This is a genomic window from Pantoea sp. WEP, assembly GCF_041678305.1.
Lineage (GTDB): Bacteria > Pseudomonadota > Gammaproteobacteria > Enterobacterales > Enterobacteriaceae > Pantoea > Pantoea dispersa.
This window is the reverse complement of the sequence record NZ_JBGNXB010000001.1, coordinates 17,582-35,176: the sequence shown is the minus strand read 5'-3', so window position 1 is coordinate 35,176 and position 17,595 is coordinate 17,582. Positions and strand designations below refer to the sequence as shown.

Below are 17,595 nucleotides of genomic sequence, written 5' to 3'. Positions count from 1 at the left end.
TTTTCTCCGTGCGAAATTAGCGGAAGAGGATGAGCGGCGGTGAGTGGCCAGCACGGGTCGCCGGGGAGGGCATAAGGTAAGGGCGTTGTGCCATTTTCGGTCGCCATCAATGGCGCCCCTGCGGGTAATTGTGCGGTTTTGGACAGCATGCGCATTTATGCGCACCGACATTTGGTCGCCATGAATGACGATCATACAGGGCACCAGCAAAGCTATTCGTAGGGTGCGCATTTATGCGCACCGGCAGCAGGCAAAAAAAATGCCAGCCCGGGGGCTGGCATTTCGTGACGCATAAAGCCTGATTACATCGCTTTTTTGGTCAGCTCGATGACGCGCAGTTTCGCGATAGCTTTCGCCAGCTCCGCAGAGGCCTGAGCATAGTCCACGTCGCCGTGGCTGCTGTTCATGTGCTCTTCTGCTTTACGTTTCGCTTCCAGCGCGCGCGCTTCGTCGAGGTCTTCACCGCGAATTGCAGTGTCGGCCAGAACGGTCGTGCTGCCCGGCTGTACTTCCAGCACGCCGCCAGAGAGGTAGATATACTCCTCTTCGCCGTGCTGTTTAACGATGCGAATCATACCAGGCTTGATGGCAGTCAGCAGCGGGGCGTGGCCCGGGTAAATACCCAGCTCACCTTCGCTACCTGACACCTGGATACGCTGCACCAGACCGGAGAACATTTGCTGCTCCGCGCTGACCACGTCCAGATGATAAGTCATAGCCATACCACTCCTCCTGGGAAACCGTTATTACAGTTTCTTCGCTTTTTCGACAGCTTCTTCGATCGCGCCGACCATGTAGAACGCCTGCTCTGGCAGGTGGTCGAATTCGCCTTCCATGATGCCTTTGAAGCCACGGATGGTGTCTTTCAGCGTCACGTATTTACCCGGAGAACCGGTGAAGACTTCTGCTACGAAGAACGGCTGAGACAGGAAGCGCTGAATCTTACGCGCACGTGCCACCAGCAGTTTGTCTTCTTCAGACAGCTCGTCCATACCAAGGATGGCGATGATGTCTTTCAGCTCCTGGTAACGCTGCAGCAGCGACTGAACGCCACGCGCGACGTCGTAGTGCTCCTGACCGACGATCAGCGGATCCAGCTGACGGCTGGTAGAGTCCAGCGGGTCAACGGCCGGGTAGATACCCAGTGACGCGATCTGACGGCTCAGCGTAACGGTTGAGTCTAAGTGAGCAAAGGTGGTTGCTGGTGACGGGTCAGTCAGGTCATCCGCAGGAACGTAAACGGCCTGTACGGAGGTGATTGAACCGGTCTTGGTGGAGGTAATACGCTCCTGCAGCACACCCATCTCTTCAGCCAGCGTTGGCTGATAACCTACCGCCGATGGCATACGACCCAGCAGTGCAGAAACCTCTGTACCGGCCAGGGTGTAACGGTAGATGTTGTCGATGAACAACAGAACGTCACGGCCTTCATCACGGAATTTTTCCGCCATGGTCAGACCGGTCAGTGCCACGCGCAGACGGTTACCCGGCGGCTCGTTCATCTGGCCATACACCAGCGCTACTTTATCGATAACGTTGGAGTCCGTCATTTCGTGGTAGAAGTCGTTACCCTCACGAGTACGCTCACCCACGCCGGCAAAGACCGAATAACCTGAGTGCTCAGCCGCGATGTTACGGATCAGCTCCATCATGTTTACGGTTTTACCCACACCCGCACCACCGAACAGACCGACTTTACCGCCCTTCGCGAACGGACACATCAGGTCGATAACCTTGATGCCGGTTTCCAGCAGTTCCTGCGAGTTTGACTGATCTTCATAAGAAGGCGCTGCGCGGTGAATAGAGGAAACCTCTACAGCGCTGCCGTCTTCTTCTTTCAGGTCGCCTTTCATGTCGATTGGCTCACCCAGCACGTTCATGATACGGCCGAGTGTTGCTTTACCAACCGGAACCTGGATAGGTTTTTTCAGGTCGGTGACTTCCAGACCGCGCTTCAGGCCGTCAGAAGAACCCATGGCGATGGTACGCACCACGCCACCGCCCAGCTGCTGCTGAACTTCCAGCACCAGACGAGCATCACCATTTTTTACCTCGAGAGCGCTGTATACCTGCGGTACCGCGTCCTGAGGGAATTCGACGTCAACTACGGCGCCGATAATCTGGACAATCTTTCCAGCTGCCATCTTGAATCCTCTACCTAATACGAGAATATCCGGCCGCGCTCGCGCGACGGGATATATGCCTGGTTAAACCGCGGAGGCTCCCGAGACGATCTCGGTAAGTTCCTGAGTGATGCTGGCCTGACGAGCTTTGTTGTACACCAACTGCAGCTCTTTGATCAGGTTTCCGCCGTTATCGGTTGCCGCTTTCATGGCCACCATACGTGCAGCCTGCTCACTGGCCAGGTTTTCCACCACACCCTGATAAACCTGCGATTCGACATAACGACGCAGCAGGGTATCCAGCAGCGCTTTCGGATCGGGTTCGTACAGGTAATCCCAGGTCTTCGCCTTCATCTCTTCTTCACCTTCCGCTGGCGGTAACGGCAGCAGTTGGGTAATGGTCGGAGTCTGAGACATGGTGTTATTAAACTTATTGCTGACGATATACAGCTTGTCGATGCGGCCTTCATCATAAGCCTGCAACATCACTTTTACCGGGCCGATCAGGTCGGACAGCGCAGGCTTATCGCCCATGCCGGTAACCTGAGCCACGACGTTGCCACCTACAGAGCCGAAGAAAGAAACGCCTTTGGAACCGATAATCGCCAGATCGCTCTGCACGCCTTTATCAGACCAGCCTTTCATTTCTGCCAGCAATTTTTTGAACAGGTTAACGTTCAAACCACCACAAAGCCCGCGGTCAGTCGAAACGACCAGGTAGCCGACGCGCTTAACGTCGCGCTCATCCAGGTAAGGGTGCTTGTATTCCAGATTACCCAGAGCAAGGTGACCAATCACTTTGCGCATGGTATCTGCATACGGACGGCTGGCCGCCATGCGTTCCTGCGTTTTACGCATTTTGGAGGCGGCGACCATTTCCATCGCTTTGGTGATCTTCTGCGTGTTTTTCACGCTTCCGATCTTGGTACGTATTTCTTTTGCGCCGGCCATTAGCTTCTCCTCAAAGCCTTGCGGCCTGCCTTTTCAGACAAGCCGCCAGACATTACCAGGACTGGGTTGCTTTAAACGTTTCGAGGAGGCCTTTCAGCTTCTCTTCGATTTCGTTGTTGTAGTTACCCGCCTGGTTGATTTCAGCCATCAGCTCCGCGTGTTCGCGATCGGCGAACGCCAGCAGAGCGGCTTCGAAGCTGCCGATTTTCGCCAGTTCAATGTCGTTCAGGAAGCCGCGCTCGGCAGCGAACAGTACCAGACCCTGTTGTGCAACAGACATCGGTGCATACTGTTTCTGCTTCAGCAGCTCGGTCACTTTCTGACCGTGGCTCAGCTGTTTGCGCGTTGCATCGTCCAGATCGGAAGCGAACTGAGAGAACGCTGCCAGTTCACGATACTGTGCCAGCGCGGTACGGATACCACCAGACAGTTTCTTGATGATCTTGGTCTGTGCAGCACCACCAACACGGGATACCGAAATACCCGGGTTAACGGCTGGACGGATACCGGAGTTGAACAGGTTCGATTCCAGGAAGATCTGACCATCTGTAATCGAGATTACGTTGGTCGGAACGAACGCAGAAACGTCACCCGCCTGGGTTTCGATGATCGGCAGCGCGGTCAGAGAACCGGTCTGGCCTTTCACTTCACCGTTGGTGAAACGCTCAACGTAGTCAGCGCTAACGCGTGATGCACGCTCCAGCAGACGAGAGTGGAGGTAGAACACGTCGCCCGGGAATGCTTCACGACCCGGCGGACGGCGCAGCAGCAGAGAAATCTGACGGTAAGCAACAGCCTGCTTAGACAGGTCATCATAAACGATCAGCGCATCTTCACCGCGGTCACGGAAGTATTCACCCATCGCGCAACCGGCATACGGAGCCAGGTACTGCAGCGCAGCGGATTCAGAAGCGGAAGCGACAACCACGATGGTGTTAGACAGCGCACCGTGCTCTTCCAGCTTACGTACCACGTTAGAGATGGTAGAGGCTTTCTGACCGATCGCGACGTAGACACACTTGATGCCAGAATCGCGCTGGTTGATGATGGCGTCGATGGCCATCGCAGTTTTACCGGTCTGACGGTCACCGATGATCAGCTCACGCTGGCCACGGCCGATTGGAATCATCGCATCGACAGATTTGTAACCGGTCTGAACAGGCTGGTCGACTGACTGACGGTCGATAACGCCTGGTGCAATCACTTCAACCGGTGAGAAGCCATCGTTGTCGATAGCGCCTTTACCGTCGATCGGTGCACCCAGGGTGTTAACCACGCGGCCCAGCAGGCCACGGCCAACCGGCACTTCCAGGATACGGCCAGTACACTTCACCTTCATGCCTTCGGCGAGGTCAGCGTACGGACCCATCACTACTGCACCTACAGAGTCACGCTCGAGGTTCAGTGCGATAGCGTAACGGTTGCCCGGCAGAGCAATCATCTCACCCTGCATTACATCGGCCAGGCCGTGTACGCGGATGATACCGTCACTTACAGAAACAATAGTACCTTCGTTGTGAGCTTCGCTCACGACATTGAACTGAGCAATGCGCTGCTTGATCAGTTCGCTGATTTCGGTGGAATTCAGTTGCATATGCTCCAGTCCCCTTAAGACTGCAAGACGTCTGCCAGACGGTCAAGACGGCCGCGCACGCTGCCATCAATCACCAGGTCACCCGCACGGATAACCACACCTGCCATTACAGACTTATCAATTTTGCAATTCAGCTTAACTTTGCGTGACAGACGTTTTTCCATCGCGGCGCTGATTTTACTCAGCTGGCTGTCACTCAGCGCACTGGCGGAGATCACATCAACTTCGGCTGTCGCTTCATAAGCGTCACGCAGTTGAATGAACTGTTCCAGTACCGCTGGAAGCGCTGTCAAACGTCCGTTCTCCGCCATAACCTTAATCAGGTTCTGAGCGTGTTCATCAAGTTGATCACCACAGACTGCGTTGAAAGAAGCAGACAAGGCTTCCGGTGCTAATGCACCGGAAAGGAGTTCTGCCATCTGTTCGTTGCGAGCCACTTCTGCGGCAAACGCCAGCATGGTCTGCCAGCGGTCGATACTTTGATGCTCAACAGCAAAGTCAAAAGCTGCTTTGGCGTAGGGGCGAGCTACAGTAATCAGATCAGACATCAGCCCCTCCCTCCTTACAGTTCAGCGACCAGTTTATCAACGATGTCGCTGTTAGCAGCTTCATCCACGGAACGTTCGATGATCTTCTCGGCGCCAGCTAAGGCCAGCAGCGCGACTTGCTTACGCAGCTCTTCACGTGCACGTGAGCGCTCGGCTTCGATTTCTGCCTGCGCCTGAGACACGATGCGGTTACGTTCAGTCTCAGCTTCAGTTTTGGCTTCGTCCAGAATCTGGGCACGGCGTTTGTTCGCCTGCTCGATAATGACCTGAGCTTCTTCTTTGGCTTTTTTCAGCTGGTCGGTCGCATTGGCCTGCGCGAGATCCAAATCTTTCTTCGCGCGTTCAGCAGAAGCAAGGCCTTCAGCAATTTCTTTCTGGCGCTTTTCGATGGCAGCCATAATCGGCGGCCATACGTACTTCATGCAGAACGCGACAAACAGGATGAACGCGATGGCCTGGCCGAGGATTGTTGCATTAATGTTCACAGCACAATGCCTCTTATTAAGTTAACTTGCTCTGCCGCTATCAGCGATAAACGGCAGAATCCGTTCCTCATCACACTGCGTGCCATGAGTGAACCACGGCTACAGGCTTTAGGCGACAGCAAACATCACGTAGAGACCCAGACCAACAGCGATCATTGGGATTGCATCCACCAGACCCATTACAACAAAGAACTGCGTACGCAGCAGAGGAATCAGATCCGGCTGACGCGCTGCGCCTTCCAGGAATTTACCTCCGAGGATGCCGATACCGATCGCAGCACCGATTGCCGCCAGACCCATCATCACAGCGGCAGCCATGTACAGCAGATCCATATTCAGGTTTTCCATGACAGTCTCCAGTTTGTTTCAGTTAAAAGCTAAGTTGTTGAGATAAAAATCAATGCTCTTCAGATGCCATCGACAGATAGACAATCGTGAGGACCATGAAAATGAAAGCCTGCAGCGAAATAATCAGGATGTGGAAAATGGCCCATGGCACATTCAGCACCCACTGCGACCACCACGGCAGCAGACCGGCAATCAGGATAAAGATCAGCTCACCCGCATACATGTTGCCGAACAGTCGCAGACCGAGCGAAACCGGTTTAGACAGCAGGCTAACACCTTCAAGAATCAGGTTGATGGGGATGAAGATCGGGTGATTAAAAGGCTGCAGCGTCAGCTCTTTGGCGAAGCCACCTACACCTTTCATTTTGATGCTGTAGAACAGAATCAAAATAAATACGCCCAGCGCCATAGACAGCGTGATGTTCACGTCTGCAGACGGCACGACGCGCAGCGCCGGCAGGCCCAGATAGTGCTCGCCGATAAACGGCAGCAAATCGATAGGCAGCAGATCCATGAAGTTCATCAGGAAGACCCAGACGAAAATCGTCAGAGCCAGCGGGGCGATAACTTTACTCTTACCGTGGTACATGTCGCGGACGTTGCTATCAACAAAGCCAACGACCAGCTCGATAGCCGCCTGCATTTTCCCTGGCACACCGCTGGTGGCGCTTTTTGCCACTTTACGGAACAGCACCAGGAACACCAGTCCCAGTACAACAGAGAAAAACATGGAGTCCAGGTTTAACGTCCAGAACGTTGCTGGCGCGTCGTGTGCATTCACCAGCTCGAAAGTACGCAGGTCCATCTGAAGATGTGTCAGATGATGACCTATGTATTCCTGCGGCGTTGAGATCTCTCCTGCGGCCATGATGCCTCTTACCCTTTGTTGTTAATTACAGCCGGCGCGACGATTTGTACCACCAGCACCGATAACCAGGTGATTGCGAGTGGCCAGAAGACCGCTCCAAATCCACCTAACGCCACAACGAGAAAAACAACGGTGGCAAACACCTTGAGCACTTCACCAAAGGCGAAGCTCCAGGCGACACGCCCTTTTGCCGGAGTTTGATCCTGCAGGCGCCAGGCTAAAAACATAAACAGTACGTTTGGCAGCCAGGCTGCCGCACCACCCGCGATGGCAGAGGCGCCCCAGGTGACATCTTTCAGGGCAAACAGCGCACCGATTACGACAAAGGTCACCAGCTGGATCACCAGCACGGTTCGGGCTAATTTCACACTGTAAAGAGACACTGACATGACGCTTAACTCTCCTGCCCCGAACGGGGTATGTCGCGTGTCGTATAAGACTGCCTTTACTCTTTTGAGTCAAGCAGCAAAAGCCGTGCAAATTATACGGGCCGCACCTGCGATTTCAATCGGTAAGTAGCGAAAAGGTGAACAATTATTTAAATTTCTTTCTGGAGGGCTATTTTTCAAAACATCCGCTTCGGCCTGCCTGACGAAACAGGCTTGAAATTGCCCGGCAGACTTGCTTTTAAAGCGTGCTTCAGATCACATTATAAGCACCCCCGGCAGCGATAATTTGCTTTTTAACCCCTGCCGCGCAATTAATCAAACCCGTAATTTACTTTTCTATCAGTGAGATAGAATTATTGTTCCAGGATTAGCGCCAGATTTTCGATAAAAACACTCTATTGACATCACCCACCGCAATAAAAACGTAAAACTGATATTACGTCCGCCGATTTATTGCAGAGTTATATTTTCCGCCGTGACTATTCGGCACAGTAAATATAGCGGTTAAAGTGATGTAACTGATAATGAAATGTGAATTATTCGTTAAATGTAACAGAGGTTTTCGGATAATTTCCGCGGCGGATGTTAACCCGCTTCCCCTGCCCTGTTGAATAAAAGCGTTTATCGTGACGCGTTCAACCGCTGTTTTTTTAGCCGGCTGCTGCGCTAAGCCAAACGGCATGAATCACGATAAATCCACACCGTTTGCGCGACTATTGCCGCCTGATCACCACCAGATGACGCTCACCTTCCAGTTCCGGCACCCGCAGTGGCTCAATTTTTTCGATGGCGAAGCCGGCAGGCAGCGCGGCAATTTCGTCATCCGGCCTGACGCCTTTCAGCGCATAGAAGTGGCCTGTTGCTCCCGGCAGATGGTGGCACCAGTTCAGCATGTCCTCCAGCGATGCAAAGGCGCGGCTGATCACCCCGTCAAACGGCGGCTCAGCCGGGAACTCTTCCACCCGGCTCTGCACCGGCGTGACGTTAGTAAGCCCTAACTCATGTTGCACCTGACGCAGGAAACGCACGCGTTTCCCGAGGCTGTCCAGCAGCGTAAAGTGCGCCTGCGGGCAAACAATCGCCAGCGGGATCCCCGGCAGGCCCGGTCCGGTACCGACATCAATAAAGCGCTCACCCTGCAGGTGGGGTTCTACCACGATGCTGTCGAGAATGTGGCGCACCAGCATCTGCTGCGGATCGCGCACCGAGGTCAGGTTGTAGGCTTTATTCCACTTGTGCAGCAGTTCGACATAACCCACCAGCTGCTGTTTTTGCTGATCGGAGAGGGAAATGTTTGCCGCTTGCAGCAGCCGGGAGAGTTTATTAATCACGACGAGAATTCCATTAACAGGGGCGAGCGTGCCCGCCCCGGGGGTCGATCAGGCGCTTTTACGCAGCAGGCCCTGTTTTTTCAGGTAAATCAGCAGAATTGAAATCGCCGCCGGCGTGATGCCGGAAATACGCGATGCCTGGCCGATAGAGGTCGGTTTGTGGTCGTTGAGTTTGGCGATCACTTCATTCGACAGTCCATTTACCTGGCGATAGTCGAGGTCGGCCGGGAGTAAGGTGTTTTCATTGCGCTGCTGGCGATCGATCTCCTCCTGCTGACGCGCGATGTAACCTTCATACTTCACCTGAATCTCTACCTGCTCTGCGGCCTGCTCATCCGCCAGCGCCGGACCGTAGCTCGGCAGCGACATCAGCAGTTCGTAGGTCATCTCCGGACGACGCAGCAGATCTTCCGCGCTGGCCTCTTTGGTGAGCGGCGCGCTGATTACCGTGTTCACTTCGCTGACGTTTTCAGACTTCGGATGCACCCACAGGTCACGCAGACGCTGACGCTCCTGCTCAATCGCTTCCAGCTTCTGGTTATAGCGAGCCCAGCGCGCGTCGTCGACCAGGCCGAGTTCACGTCCGGTTTCGGTCAGGCGCAGATCGGCGTTATCTTCACGCAGCATCAGACGATACTCGGCGCGCGAGGTAAACATGCGATACGGCTCTTTGGTGCCCAGCGTACACAGATCGTCGACCAGCACGCCAAGATAGGCCTGATCGCGACGCGGCGCCCAGCCCTCTTTGTCCGCAGACTGACGCGCAGCGTTAAGGCCGGCCAGCAGCCCCTGCGCTGCCGCTTCTTCATAACCGGTGGTGCCGTTGATCTGGCCGGCGAAGAACAGGCCGTGGATAAATTTACTCTCCAGCGTCGGCTTGAGATCGCGCGGATCGAAGAAGTCATACTCGATGGCGTAGCCCGGACGCACGATCTTCGCGTTCTCCAGACCTTTCATCGAGCGCACGATCTGCATCTGCACATCAAACGGCAGGCTGGTGGAGATACCGTTCGGGTAGATTTCGTTGCTGGTGAGCCCTTCCGGCTCAAGGAAAATCTGATGCGCGTTACGATCGGCAAAGCGCATCACTTTGTCTTCAATCGACGGGCAGTAGCGTGGCCCGATCCCCTCGATGATCCCGGCATACATCGGGCTGCGATCGAGGTTATTGCGGATCACTTCATGCGTCTGCTCGTTGGTGTGGGTGATCCAGCATGGCACCTGCTGCGGATGCTGTCCGGCATGGCCCATAAACGAGAACACCGGCATCGGGTCATCCCCGTGCTGCGGCGTGAGCACCGAAAAGTCGATGGTGCGGGCATCGATACGCGGTGGCGTACCGGTTTTCAGGCGGTTTACGCGCAACGGCAGCGCACGCAGACGTTTAGCCAGCGGAATCGACGGAGGATCGCCTGCCCGACCACCGCTGTAGTTATCGAGGCCGATGTGGATTTTGCCGTCCAGGAAGGTGCCCACCGTCAGAACGACGGTTTTCGCCCGGAACTTCAGGCCCATCTGGGTCACGGCGCCGACAACGCGATCGTTCTCCACAATCAGATCGTCAACCGCCTGCTGGAAGATCATCAGGTTCGGCTGGTTTTCCAGCGCAGTGCGTACCGCCTGGCGATACAGTACCCGGTCTGCCTGTGCACGCGTGGCACGCACCGCCGGGCCTTTGCTGGCGTTTAGTATCCTAAACTGAATACCGGCCTGATCGATCGCGCTGGCCATCAAACCGCCTAAGGCATCCACTTCCTTAACCAGGTGTCCTTTCCCAATGCCACCGATCGCCGGGTTACAGGACATTTGTCCCAGCGTATCAATATTATGGGTGAGTAACAGGGTTTGCTGACCCATTCGGGCAGCGGCCATCGCGGCTTCTGTGCCCGCATGACCACCACCGATTACGATGACGTCAAAAGGATCTGGATAAAACATGAAGTGGGTCCTCGTTAGTGTTCGGACAGGGATCGTTGCCCTGGGCGGTGGATTCTACTGAAATTCTGTTCAGGGCGAAAGTCGCGGGATCCTGCGGTTTAAAAGAAAGGATCTTAAGTCTTTTATATGATCTCTCTGTTAGATCTCTTATTAGGATCGCCCCTGTCTGTTGATAACCCGGAAAAGCGCTGTGGCAACAGGGGATTAGCGAGGATCGTTTACTGTGAATGATCGGTGACCCTGATCCGTATAAGCTGAGATCAACTTTGCTACTTATGCACAGCGTAAAAAAGCATCAGCGGTTGTTCTTTGGATAACTACTGGTTATACGCATGAAATAACGGATCTTATCCACAGAGCGACGCAGGTAAAAGGCGATAAAACAGCGGAATCAACTGGGGATCGACACAAATACCCGATCCCCGACCAGCAAAGATCGTCTTAAATCTGCGGGTGCCAGCTGGCAACCCACACTTCCGCCGGATCTTCCGGAATCTCATGTTCCAGCACGTCGATCTCCAGCCGATCGCCAATACGTTTGGCGCCCAGCTGCGTTAACGTCGTGTCCAGCAGTTTGATCGCACCGCAGAACAGATCGTATTCATGATTACCGATACCCACTGCGCCAAAGCGGACGCCTGACAGATCCGGCTGGCTCTCCTGCAGCGCTTCATAAAACGGCAGCAGGTTGTCCGGCAGTTCGCCGGCACCGTGCGTTGAGCTGACAATCAGCCAGACGCCTTCCTGCGGCACCTCATCCAGCTCGGGTCCGTGCAGCAGTTCGGTTGAAAAGCCCGCTTCCTGCAGTTTCTCTTCCAGATGTTCAGCGACATATTCGGCGCTGCCAAGGGTACTGCCACTGATTAAGGTAATATCGGCCATGATGCTCTCCCGCACTAAAGGCGAGCATTGTACGCTGTGATCAAGCGGTGATCCACCTGTGGAAAACAGGGTTAATCGCCGATAGCATCAGGCGACAAGGCGCATCACAAAAGCGATCCGCCCGGGATAAGGTTATGCACAGCGGGGAAGCCGATCACGGCTTGATGGTGCGCATGATCGGGTTTTGCAGGGAGATCAGCGTTTCGGTGGACTGGATTTCATCAATGGTCTGGATCTTGTTGATCAGCACCTGCTGCAACGCATCAATGGAGCGGCACATCACTTTAATAAAAATGCTGTAGTGGCCGGTGGTATACCAGGCTTCCACCACTTCATCCAGCGCTTCCAGTTTGCTGAGCGCTGCCGGATAGTCGCGCGCGCTTTTCAAAATGATGCCGATAAAACAGCAGACATCAAATCCGAGCTGCCGTGGATCGATCTCCACGCGCGTACCCAGAATAATCCCCGCCTGACGCATTTTCTCGACGCGCACGTGAATCGTGCCGGGGCTGACGTTGAACTGCTTGGCGAGTTCGGCGTACGCGGTGCGCGCGTTTTGCAGCAGCGCATTTAAAATGCCGCGGTCGAGATTATCCAGTTGCAGGTGTTCCGCCATCATCCATCCTCATTAGGTTCTTCTTCTCTGAACAGGGAGAATGTGCAGCAAATTAGCGGGACAGGCAAGGCGCAGACAGCGGAGCTGCCGCTGTCTGCACGCTTTTTAGCGCTTACGCCACAGCGTCAGCTGGGCCTGTGTGTGCTGGAATTTACGCGCGGTTTCGCGAATCACAAACGGCACGTCCTGCGGCGGCGCAACTTCCTCAAAGGCATCACGCAGCAGCCGTTGCAGCGCCTGCCAGGTGGTGAGCGCTTCACCGTTTTCACGGAAACCGCCCAGCCAGTTCTCCTTCGGTGTGAACTCTTCCAGCCAGGTGTAAGGTGAGGAGATGGCCAGCAAACCGCCGGCGCGGATCATCGGCGTGATGTCCTGCAGGAAGCGCTTCGGCTGGCGCAGGCGATCGATCAGGTTAGAGGCCAGTACCAGATCGTAGCCATCGGGCTGCGGTTTCAGGTTACAGGCATCGCCCTGCACAAACTGAATGCGCTGCGCCAGGGTCTCATCGAAACCAAACTCTTTCAGCCGCACCTGGCGATACTCCACCAGCTCTCCCTCTTCCGGCACCACGTAACGGAAATCCTCGCCCGAGGTCAGCTGCAGCGCCACGTCGATAAAGCGCGCCGAGTAATCCATGCCGGTGACCGCAGCAAAATGGCGCGCCAGTTCAAAGCTGGCACGACCGGTGGCGCAGCCGATATCCAGCGCGTGGCCGCGCTGCGCGCAGTGCGGCAGCACGATGTCGACCAGCGCCGCCGCGTAGTTCGGCACACCGTAATAGCCGGGGCCGTACTGGAAGTCGAGGTACTGCGACACCATGCTGTCGGTTTCATACGGATTCAGCGCCATGCTCTCCTGATGCGAGGAAACCACGTAGCGGAAACCGGCATGCTGGAAGAAGTGGCGCCGGAAGGCGTAGCGTGAGGATTTCAGCGCTTCGTTGCCGGTGGAGATCCAGCTGCCGCCTTTGATCAGCGCATGTTTGCCGTCAAAGGTGGGCGTGGAGAAATCGTCATACAGCGGATGTACCCTGAAGCCTTCAAAGCCGTTGGTCGGCGTGGTGGTCCACTGCCAGACGTTGCCGACGATGTCGAAGAAGTCACCCTGGGCAAAATGGTCTACCGGGCAGGAAGAGGCCCAGCGGGCAAGGTTGATGTTGCCCGGCGCGTCGATCCAGTCCGGCTGATCGCCGGCAACCTGCTCGCGCAGCTGCATCCACTCGGCTTCGCACGGCAGCTGGATCGCTTTGCCGCTTTCTTCCGCCAGCCAGCGGCAGAACGCCGCCGCTTCCAGCTGATTCACTTCGGCGGGCCAGTCCCACGGCATCGCCACTTCTTCGGTCATCAGGCGCAGCCGGAGATCGTCAGGTTGCGCGATGTCACCCACCCAGAAAGTCGGCATCTGCGCCTGGGCAAACTCGCGCCAGCCCCAGCCTTCGTCATCCCACCAGCGGCGTTCGTTATAGCCGTTGGCGGCAATAAAATGAAAGAACTCGGCGTTGCTCACCAGCATTTTGCTGGCTTTGAACGGTTTCAGCTCCGTTGAGAGGCTGCCGTATTCGTTGTCCCAGCCGTAGGTATCATCGGTTTTACCCTGCGTGACGCGTCCGCCTGGCATCGCCACCAATGTATTGGCCGGTACCGAGGCACGATCGTGGCGCGCCAGCGGACACGCCGGCCAGTGCGGCTGCGGTTTTACCCACTCAAGCGGCAACTGGCGGATCAGCACGCTGGAGGTTTCGAGGTGAATACGCTCATGCTCAATACCCATCAGAATCACCCACGCCGGGCTGTCCCAGTCAATCGGCAGCTCCAGCGGCATGGTGCGGATAAATTCACTTACCACGGTTTTCACTTTGCCGCGGTAGTCGCGCACTTCGGCTACGTCCGGCCAGCTGTAATGGCTGTCGTCGAGATCGTCCCAGCTCATCTCATCCACGCCGATCGCCATCATCGCCTCGATGCGATCGTCAATGCGCTGCTGCAGATAACCGCCCGCCATCAGCTTATTAATGTAGAAAGTAGCGGTATGGCCAAAGTAGAAGATCAGCGGATGGCGCAGGGTGATGGCTTTATTAAAGTACGCGCGCTCATCAGCGAGGCAGTCGAACAGGCTTTCGTACAGCTCCCAGGTCTGGGTGAAATAGGCCAGCAGTTCGGCGCGTTTGGCGTCGCTGCTGCTGCCGGAAAGCCGGACGGTGCGGGTGGGCGCAGGCAATTGATCGTGAAGATGAGCGGTTGTCACAGTGAACTCCGTAAGCTGATTAAACACAGCGGGTAATTCACTATAGCAAATTAGCATTTCTGCCTGATGAATTAGCGTTTCCAGCGGCGCAGCAGGCGGCTTTTCAGGCCGGTATCGAAGCGCCAGATGTGATCGAAAATGCGCAGAATGCCGGGTTTGCCGTGCGCCGACATCGCCACGGCGTGGAAGCGTTGCTGATGGTGACGCTGGCGCTGTTTAATGGTGCTGACGATGTCGTCCGGCAGACGCTGGGCGATAAAATCGGAAACGATCACCGCATCGGCTTCCTGCCACTGACTGCCCTCCATACGCGTGACCACCGCAGACAGGCAGGCGGCCAGATCGGTGCCGCCGCGAAAACGCTGGCTGAGAAAACGGATTGCCTGCTCGATGCCGTTATCAGCGGTCAGCTCGTAGCCAATCACTTCGTGAGCGAACAGCATGATGTAGCAGCGCCGCCTGTCGGCCAGCGCCACCTTCAGCAGCGCCAGACAAAACGCTTTGGCGCAGCGTTCATTGAAACCGCCCATCGAACCAGACGTATCCACGCAGACGATGAACGGGCCGCGCGGCTGCGCTTCGTGCTGCTGATGGCTGGCCGGGCGCAGCGTCACTTTCTCGTGCCAGGCATCGCCCTGTAACCGGTAGGTCAGCAGGCGTTTCTCCACCAGCCGGCGATAAAACTCCAGCTCCAGTTCGCTGATGCTCAGCGCCGCCAGCTCCGGCGGCAACAGACGCAGCACATCGTCGCTCTGATGGATGCCGCTGACCTCTTCCGGCACGTTGTCCGGCTCGCGCACCAGCTGATGAAACGCTTCCAGCGGCGCATCCTGGGACGGTACCGATTTCGCTTCGCGGCTGCGTCCCAGCTGCTGCGCCAGTTTCATCAGTTCCGGCTGCTGGGCGAGGAAATCGCCGTACTGCACAATCAACTCATAGTCGCCATGCTGCAGCGGCGCTTTGCTCAGATCCCACAGGCGTCCGGCGGCGGCTTCGTCGTCATCAGTCAGAATCGGCGCCAGCTGGCCGCTGATGGCCATGCGCTGCTGCAGCTCGGCCATCAGGCGTTCCCGCTGCTCTTCCAGCAGGGTTTCGTTCAGCGTCAGGGTTTGCAGCGTCAGGCTCAGGCGCCAGCGCTGCAGGAACAGCGTGTGCTGCGCATTGCTCAGCTGGGCGCTGTCGGTATGCAGCAGCAGTTTGCTGGCTTCTTCGATAAACGGGGACGGCAGCGCTTTCAGCTGCGTCATGATGGCGGGCAGTTGCTCACTGAAGGCGTGGCTGCTAAGCAGCTGCATCTGCTGGAAGAGCTGAAATTCGCGCGCCAGCGCGTCCGGCACCGGCGTGGTTTTCATCTGGGCGGCAATCTCGGCGCGCCAGCGCGGCAGCTCGCCCATCATCGCCTGTTTCAGGCGCGGAAATTTTTCAAAGAACAGCGCCAGCTGCGGCGAGGCCAGCAGTGCCACAATCAGCTCTTCGATCAGCTCGGTTTCGCCAATCGACAACAGCGTGCTGAGCGTCTCCAGCGAGATCATTTTCTCGCCTGTTTCAGCTGTTCCGCCACATCCTGCAGGCTGGTTTCGACGCGTGCCAGCCAGTCGTCGCTGATAAACAGGCAGCGCTGGTGCTGGCTAAACAGCGTGCGCTGCGCGCGCAGCTGGGCCTCCAGCGCGTCGTACTCTTCAATGATTTCCTGCGGCACGTCGCTGCTGCTTGCGGCACCCGGCAGCGTCAGGCGCGTGGACTGCAGGCTGACGTCGCGCAGCGTCAGACAGTGGTGCGCATCCACCAGCAGGTCGAGCGTCTGGCCAAAGCCGATGCCGTTGAGCTTGCCGCGGATCTCGCCCGCTTTCAGCAGCCACTGATTGAGCGCATCGCGTGCCACCACCACGTGCGTGACCTGCATGTCGTGCAGCATCAGCGGCTGCTGCAGCATCAGAGTCAGTTGTTCGTCCGTGATCGAGGCCGGTAATTCATAGTGCGGTTTGCGGCTGAACATGCCGCTGTGCTTCTCCAGCGTCAGCGCCTGCGCCACGCTCTGCTGCTGTTGCAGCGCCAGCCGGCGCGCTTTGATCTGCTGCAGCGTGTGCAGCATCGCCTGCTGCTGCCACGCGTGCTGCGTCATCAGCGCATCGATTTCACGATCCAGCAGCTGCATGGAAGCCACGTCGTGCCACAGGCAATCTTTCAGCAGGATCAGATCAAGCGGGGCAATCGCCACGCGGCCGCTGTAAAACGCGCTGGCCTGCAGCAGATGGATGGCTTTTTTCCAACGGCGATCGGAGATATACGGCGCCTCTGGCAGGTTCTCCAGCTGCTGGCGCAGCTGATAGATCAGTTCAAACACATGATCGGGCAGGCTGACCTGGCTGATGCCTTTCTGCCACTGCTGATACTCTTCATCGCTGATGCACAGCGATTCCGCCACCGGGTTGGCGTTTTCATCCTGCTGGTGGGTCAGCATGCTGCGGAAGTTCTGCTTTTCATGCACGTTGTCGAGCCACAGCCGAATCAGCATACGGTCGTACAGCGCTTCCAGACCGCTGTCAGCCTCCGGCAGTTCGTTGGAGGCGGTGACCAGCAGACGCATCGGGATCGGCTCTTCGCTGTCGCCGTTGCGGAAGCGACGTTCGTTGATGGCGGTGAGCAGCGTATTGAGAATCGCCGGACCGGCTTTCCAGATCTCATCCAGAAAGACAATTTCGGCATCCGGCAGATAGCCTTTGGTCAGACGCTGATAGCGTCCTTCATCTTTCAGCGCCTGAATCGACAGCGGGCCAAACACCTCTTCAGGCGTGGAAAAACGGGTCATCAGGTATTCAAAGGCACGGGCGTGCTGGAAGGCGTATTTCAGGCGGCGGGCAATCAGACTCTTGGCGATGCCCGGTGGCCCAAGCAGAAATACGCTTTCGCCGCTCAGCGCTGCCAGCAGGCAGAGACGAATGGCATGATGCCGTTCATACAGCCCTTTCTCCAGGGCATTGCTGAGGCGAGAAATTCTTTCTGCCAAAAGATGGGGTTGAGCCATAATCACATCATTGTCCTTCTGATCCTGGTGCCGTCATATTCTGGCGAGCGCAATACTCTACTGTTTATCATGCGTGAAAGCGTTGATAGCCGTCAGCTTTTTTGTTTCAGAAGGTTGAGGTGAGGCAAATCGCGGGTTTTCAGCGCATTTCGCGCCGATTTTCGGCGAAAAAACGCTGCACAGACGGCGTAATGCCAGACGGTAAAAGTAGGTTTTTTCGGGAATATGTGCATACTGTGCGCTTTTTGATGAT

At 56.2% G+C, this 17,595-nt stretch carries 16 protein-coding genes; all 16 read right to left on the bottom strand.

Features of this window, described 5'->3' with window-relative positions; translation table 11 throughout:
- Nucleotides 1-302: 302 nt before the first annotated feature.
- Complete coding sequence (locus ABVR31_RS00155; protein ID WP_021508191.1) at nucleotides 303-722, bottom strand: F0F1 ATP synthase subunit epsilon; 420 nt, start codon at nucleotides 720-722, stop codon at nucleotides 303-305.
- Between the two features lie 24 nt (nucleotides 723-746).
- Nucleotides 747-2,144 (bottom strand): F0F1 ATP synthase subunit beta, encoded by a 1,398-nt coding sequence (atpD, locus tag ABVR31_RS00150; RefSeq protein ID WP_021508190.1) that lies wholly within the window; start codon nucleotides 2,142-2,144, stop codon nucleotides 747-749.
- Between the two features lie 63 nt (nucleotides 2,145-2,207).
- The gene (gene atpG / locus ABVR31_RS00145; RefSeq protein WP_021508189.1) at nucleotides 2,208-3,074 is read right to left on the bottom strand and encodes a F0F1 ATP synthase subunit gamma; all 867 of its coding nucleotides are present in this window, start codon (nucleotides 3,072-3,074) and stop codon (nucleotides 2,208-2,210) included.
- 52 nt (nucleotides 3,075-3,126) lie between these two features.
- On the bottom strand, nucleotides 3,127-4,668 hold the full coding sequence (gene atpA / locus ABVR31_RS00140; protein ID WP_372771677.1) for a F0F1 ATP synthase subunit alpha: 1,542 nt from the start codon (nucleotides 4,666-4,668) through the stop codon (nucleotides 3,127-3,129).
- 14 nt (nucleotides 4,669-4,682) lie between these two features.
- Nucleotides 4,683-5,216 (bottom strand): F0F1 ATP synthase subunit delta, encoded by a 534-nt coding sequence (gene atpH / locus ABVR31_RS00135; protein ID WP_021508187.1) that lies wholly within the window; start codon nucleotides 5,214-5,216, stop codon nucleotides 4,683-4,685.
- 14 nt (nucleotides 5,217-5,230) lie between these two features.
- The gene (gene atpF / locus ABVR31_RS00130) at nucleotides 5,231-5,701 is read right to left on the bottom strand and encodes a F0F1 ATP synthase subunit B (protein ID WP_021313757.1); all 471 of its coding nucleotides are present in this window, start codon (nucleotides 5,699-5,701) and stop codon (nucleotides 5,231-5,233) included.
- Nucleotides 5,702-5,809: 108 nt separating this feature from the next.
- On the bottom strand, nucleotides 5,810-6,049 hold the full coding sequence (gene atpE, locus ABVR31_RS00125) for a F0F1 ATP synthase subunit C (protein WP_003849523.1): 240 nt from the start codon (nucleotides 6,047-6,049) through the stop codon (nucleotides 5,810-5,812).
- A 49-nt stretch (nucleotides 6,050-6,098) separates the two neighbouring features.
- Nucleotides 6,099-6,917, bottom strand: coding sequence for a F0F1 ATP synthase subunit A (gene atpB / locus ABVR31_RS00120; RefSeq protein WP_031279833.1), 819 nt, complete (start codon nucleotides 6,915-6,917; stop codon nucleotides 6,099-6,101).
- An 8-nt stretch (nucleotides 6,918-6,925) separates the two neighbouring features.
- The gene (atpI, locus tag ABVR31_RS00115) at nucleotides 6,926-7,306 is read right to left on the bottom strand and encodes a F0F1 ATP synthase subunit I (RefSeq protein ID WP_021508185.1); all 381 of its coding nucleotides are present in this window, start codon (nucleotides 7,304-7,306) and stop codon (nucleotides 6,926-6,928) included.
- Between the two features lie 713 nt (nucleotides 7,307-8,019).
- A complete protein-coding gene (gene rsmG, locus ABVR31_RS00110) occupies nucleotides 8,020-8,637 on the bottom strand; it encodes a 16S rRNA (guanine(527)-N(7))-methyltransferase RsmG (RefSeq protein WP_150361069.1) in 618 nt (205 codons plus the stop codon).
- Nucleotides 8,638-8,685: 48 nt separating this feature from the next.
- A complete protein-coding gene (mnmG, locus tag ABVR31_RS00105; RefSeq protein ID WP_021508183.1) occupies nucleotides 8,686-10,575 on the bottom strand; it encodes a tRNA uridine-5-carboxymethylaminomethyl(34) synthesis enzyme MnmG in 1,890 nt (629 codons plus the stop codon).
- A gap of 441 nt (nucleotides 10,576-11,016) precedes the next feature.
- Entirely contained in the window at nucleotides 11,017-11,457 is a 441-nt protein-coding gene (mioC, locus tag ABVR31_RS00100; RefSeq protein ID WP_141496843.1) for an FMN-binding protein MioC, read from the bottom strand.
- 154 nt (nucleotides 11,458-11,611) lie between these two features.
- Nucleotides 11,612-12,073, bottom strand: a complete 462-nt coding sequence (gene asnC, locus ABVR31_RS00095) for a transcriptional regulator AsnC (protein ID WP_007893613.1) — start codon at nucleotides 12,071-12,073, stop codon at nucleotides 11,612-11,614.
- 105 nt (nucleotides 12,074-12,178) lie between these two features.
- Nucleotides 12,179-14,317 carry a 5-histidylcysteine sulfoxide synthase gene (gene ovoA / locus ABVR31_RS00090; RefSeq protein WP_372771676.1) on the bottom strand — a complete coding sequence of 713 codons (2,139 nt, stop codon included), beginning with the start codon at nucleotides 14,315-14,317 and terminating at the stop codon, nucleotides 12,179-12,181.
- Between the two features lie 71 nt (nucleotides 14,318-14,388).
- A complete protein-coding gene (viaA, locus tag ABVR31_RS00085) occupies nucleotides 14,389-15,849 on the bottom strand; it encodes an ATPase RavA stimulator ViaA (RefSeq protein ID WP_058770715.1) in 1,461 nt (486 codons plus the stop codon).
- On the bottom strand, nucleotides 15,846-17,342 hold the full coding sequence (gene ravA, locus ABVR31_RS00080; protein ID WP_031279831.1) for an ATPase RavA: 1,497 nt from the start codon (nucleotides 17,340-17,342) through the stop codon (nucleotides 15,846-15,848). Before ravA ends, viaA begins: the two co-directional genes overlap by 4 nt.
- Between the last annotated feature and the right edge of the window lie 253 nt (nucleotides 17,343-17,595).

What these genes read in the sequence shown, in the direction of transcription:
- ABVR31_RS00155 (WP_021508191.1), bottom strand. Translation starts at nt 722, where the DNA reads ATGGCTATGACTTATCATCTGGACGTGGTCAGCGCGGAGCAGCAAATG.
- atpD (WP_021508190.1), bottom strand. Translation starts at nt 2,144, where the DNA reads ATGGCAGCTGGAAAGATTGTCCAGATTATCGGCGCCGTAGTTGACGTC.
- atpG (WP_021508189.1), bottom strand. Translation starts at nt 3,074, where the DNA reads ATGGCCGGCGCAAAAGAAATACGTACCAAGATCGGAAGCGTGAAAAAC.
- atpA (WP_372771677.1), bottom strand. Translation starts at nt 4,668, where the DNA reads ATGCAACTGAATTCCACCGAAATCAGCGAACTGATCAAGCAGCGCATT.
- atpH (WP_021508187.1), bottom strand. Translation starts at nt 5,216, where the DNA reads ATGTCTGATCTGATTACTGTAGCTCGCCCCTACGCCAAAGCAGCTTTT.
- atpE (WP_003849523.1), bottom strand. Translation starts at nt 6,049, where the DNA reads ATGGAAAACCTGAATATGGATCTGCTGTACATGGCTGCCGCTGTGATG.
- atpB (WP_031279833.1), bottom strand. Translation starts at nt 6,917, where the DNA reads ATGGCCGCAGGAGAGATCTCAACGCCGCAGGAATACATAGGTCATCAT.
- atpI (WP_021508185.1), bottom strand. Translation starts at nt 7,306, where the DNA reads ATGTCAGTGTCTCTTTACAGTGTGAAATTAGCCCGAACCGTGCTGGTG.
- mnmG (WP_021508183.1), bottom strand. Translation starts at nt 10,575, where the DNA reads ATGTTTTATCCAGATCCTTTTGACGTCATCGTAATCGGTGGTGGTCAT.
- mioC (WP_141496843.1), bottom strand. Translation starts at nt 11,457, where the DNA reads ATGGCCGATATTACCTTAATCAGTGGCAGTACCCTTGGCAGCGCCGAA.
- asnC (WP_007893613.1), bottom strand. Translation starts at nt 12,073, where the DNA reads ATGGCGGAACACCTGCAACTGGATAATCTCGACCGCGGCATTTTAAAT.
- viaA (WP_058770715.1), bottom strand. Translation starts at nt 15,849, where the DNA reads ATGATCTCGCTGGAGACGCTCAGCACGCTGTTGTCGATTGGCGAAACC.
- ravA (WP_031279831.1), bottom strand. Translation starts at nt 17,342, where the DNA reads ATGGCTCAACCCCATCTTTTGGCAGAAAGAATTTCTCGCCTCAGCAAT.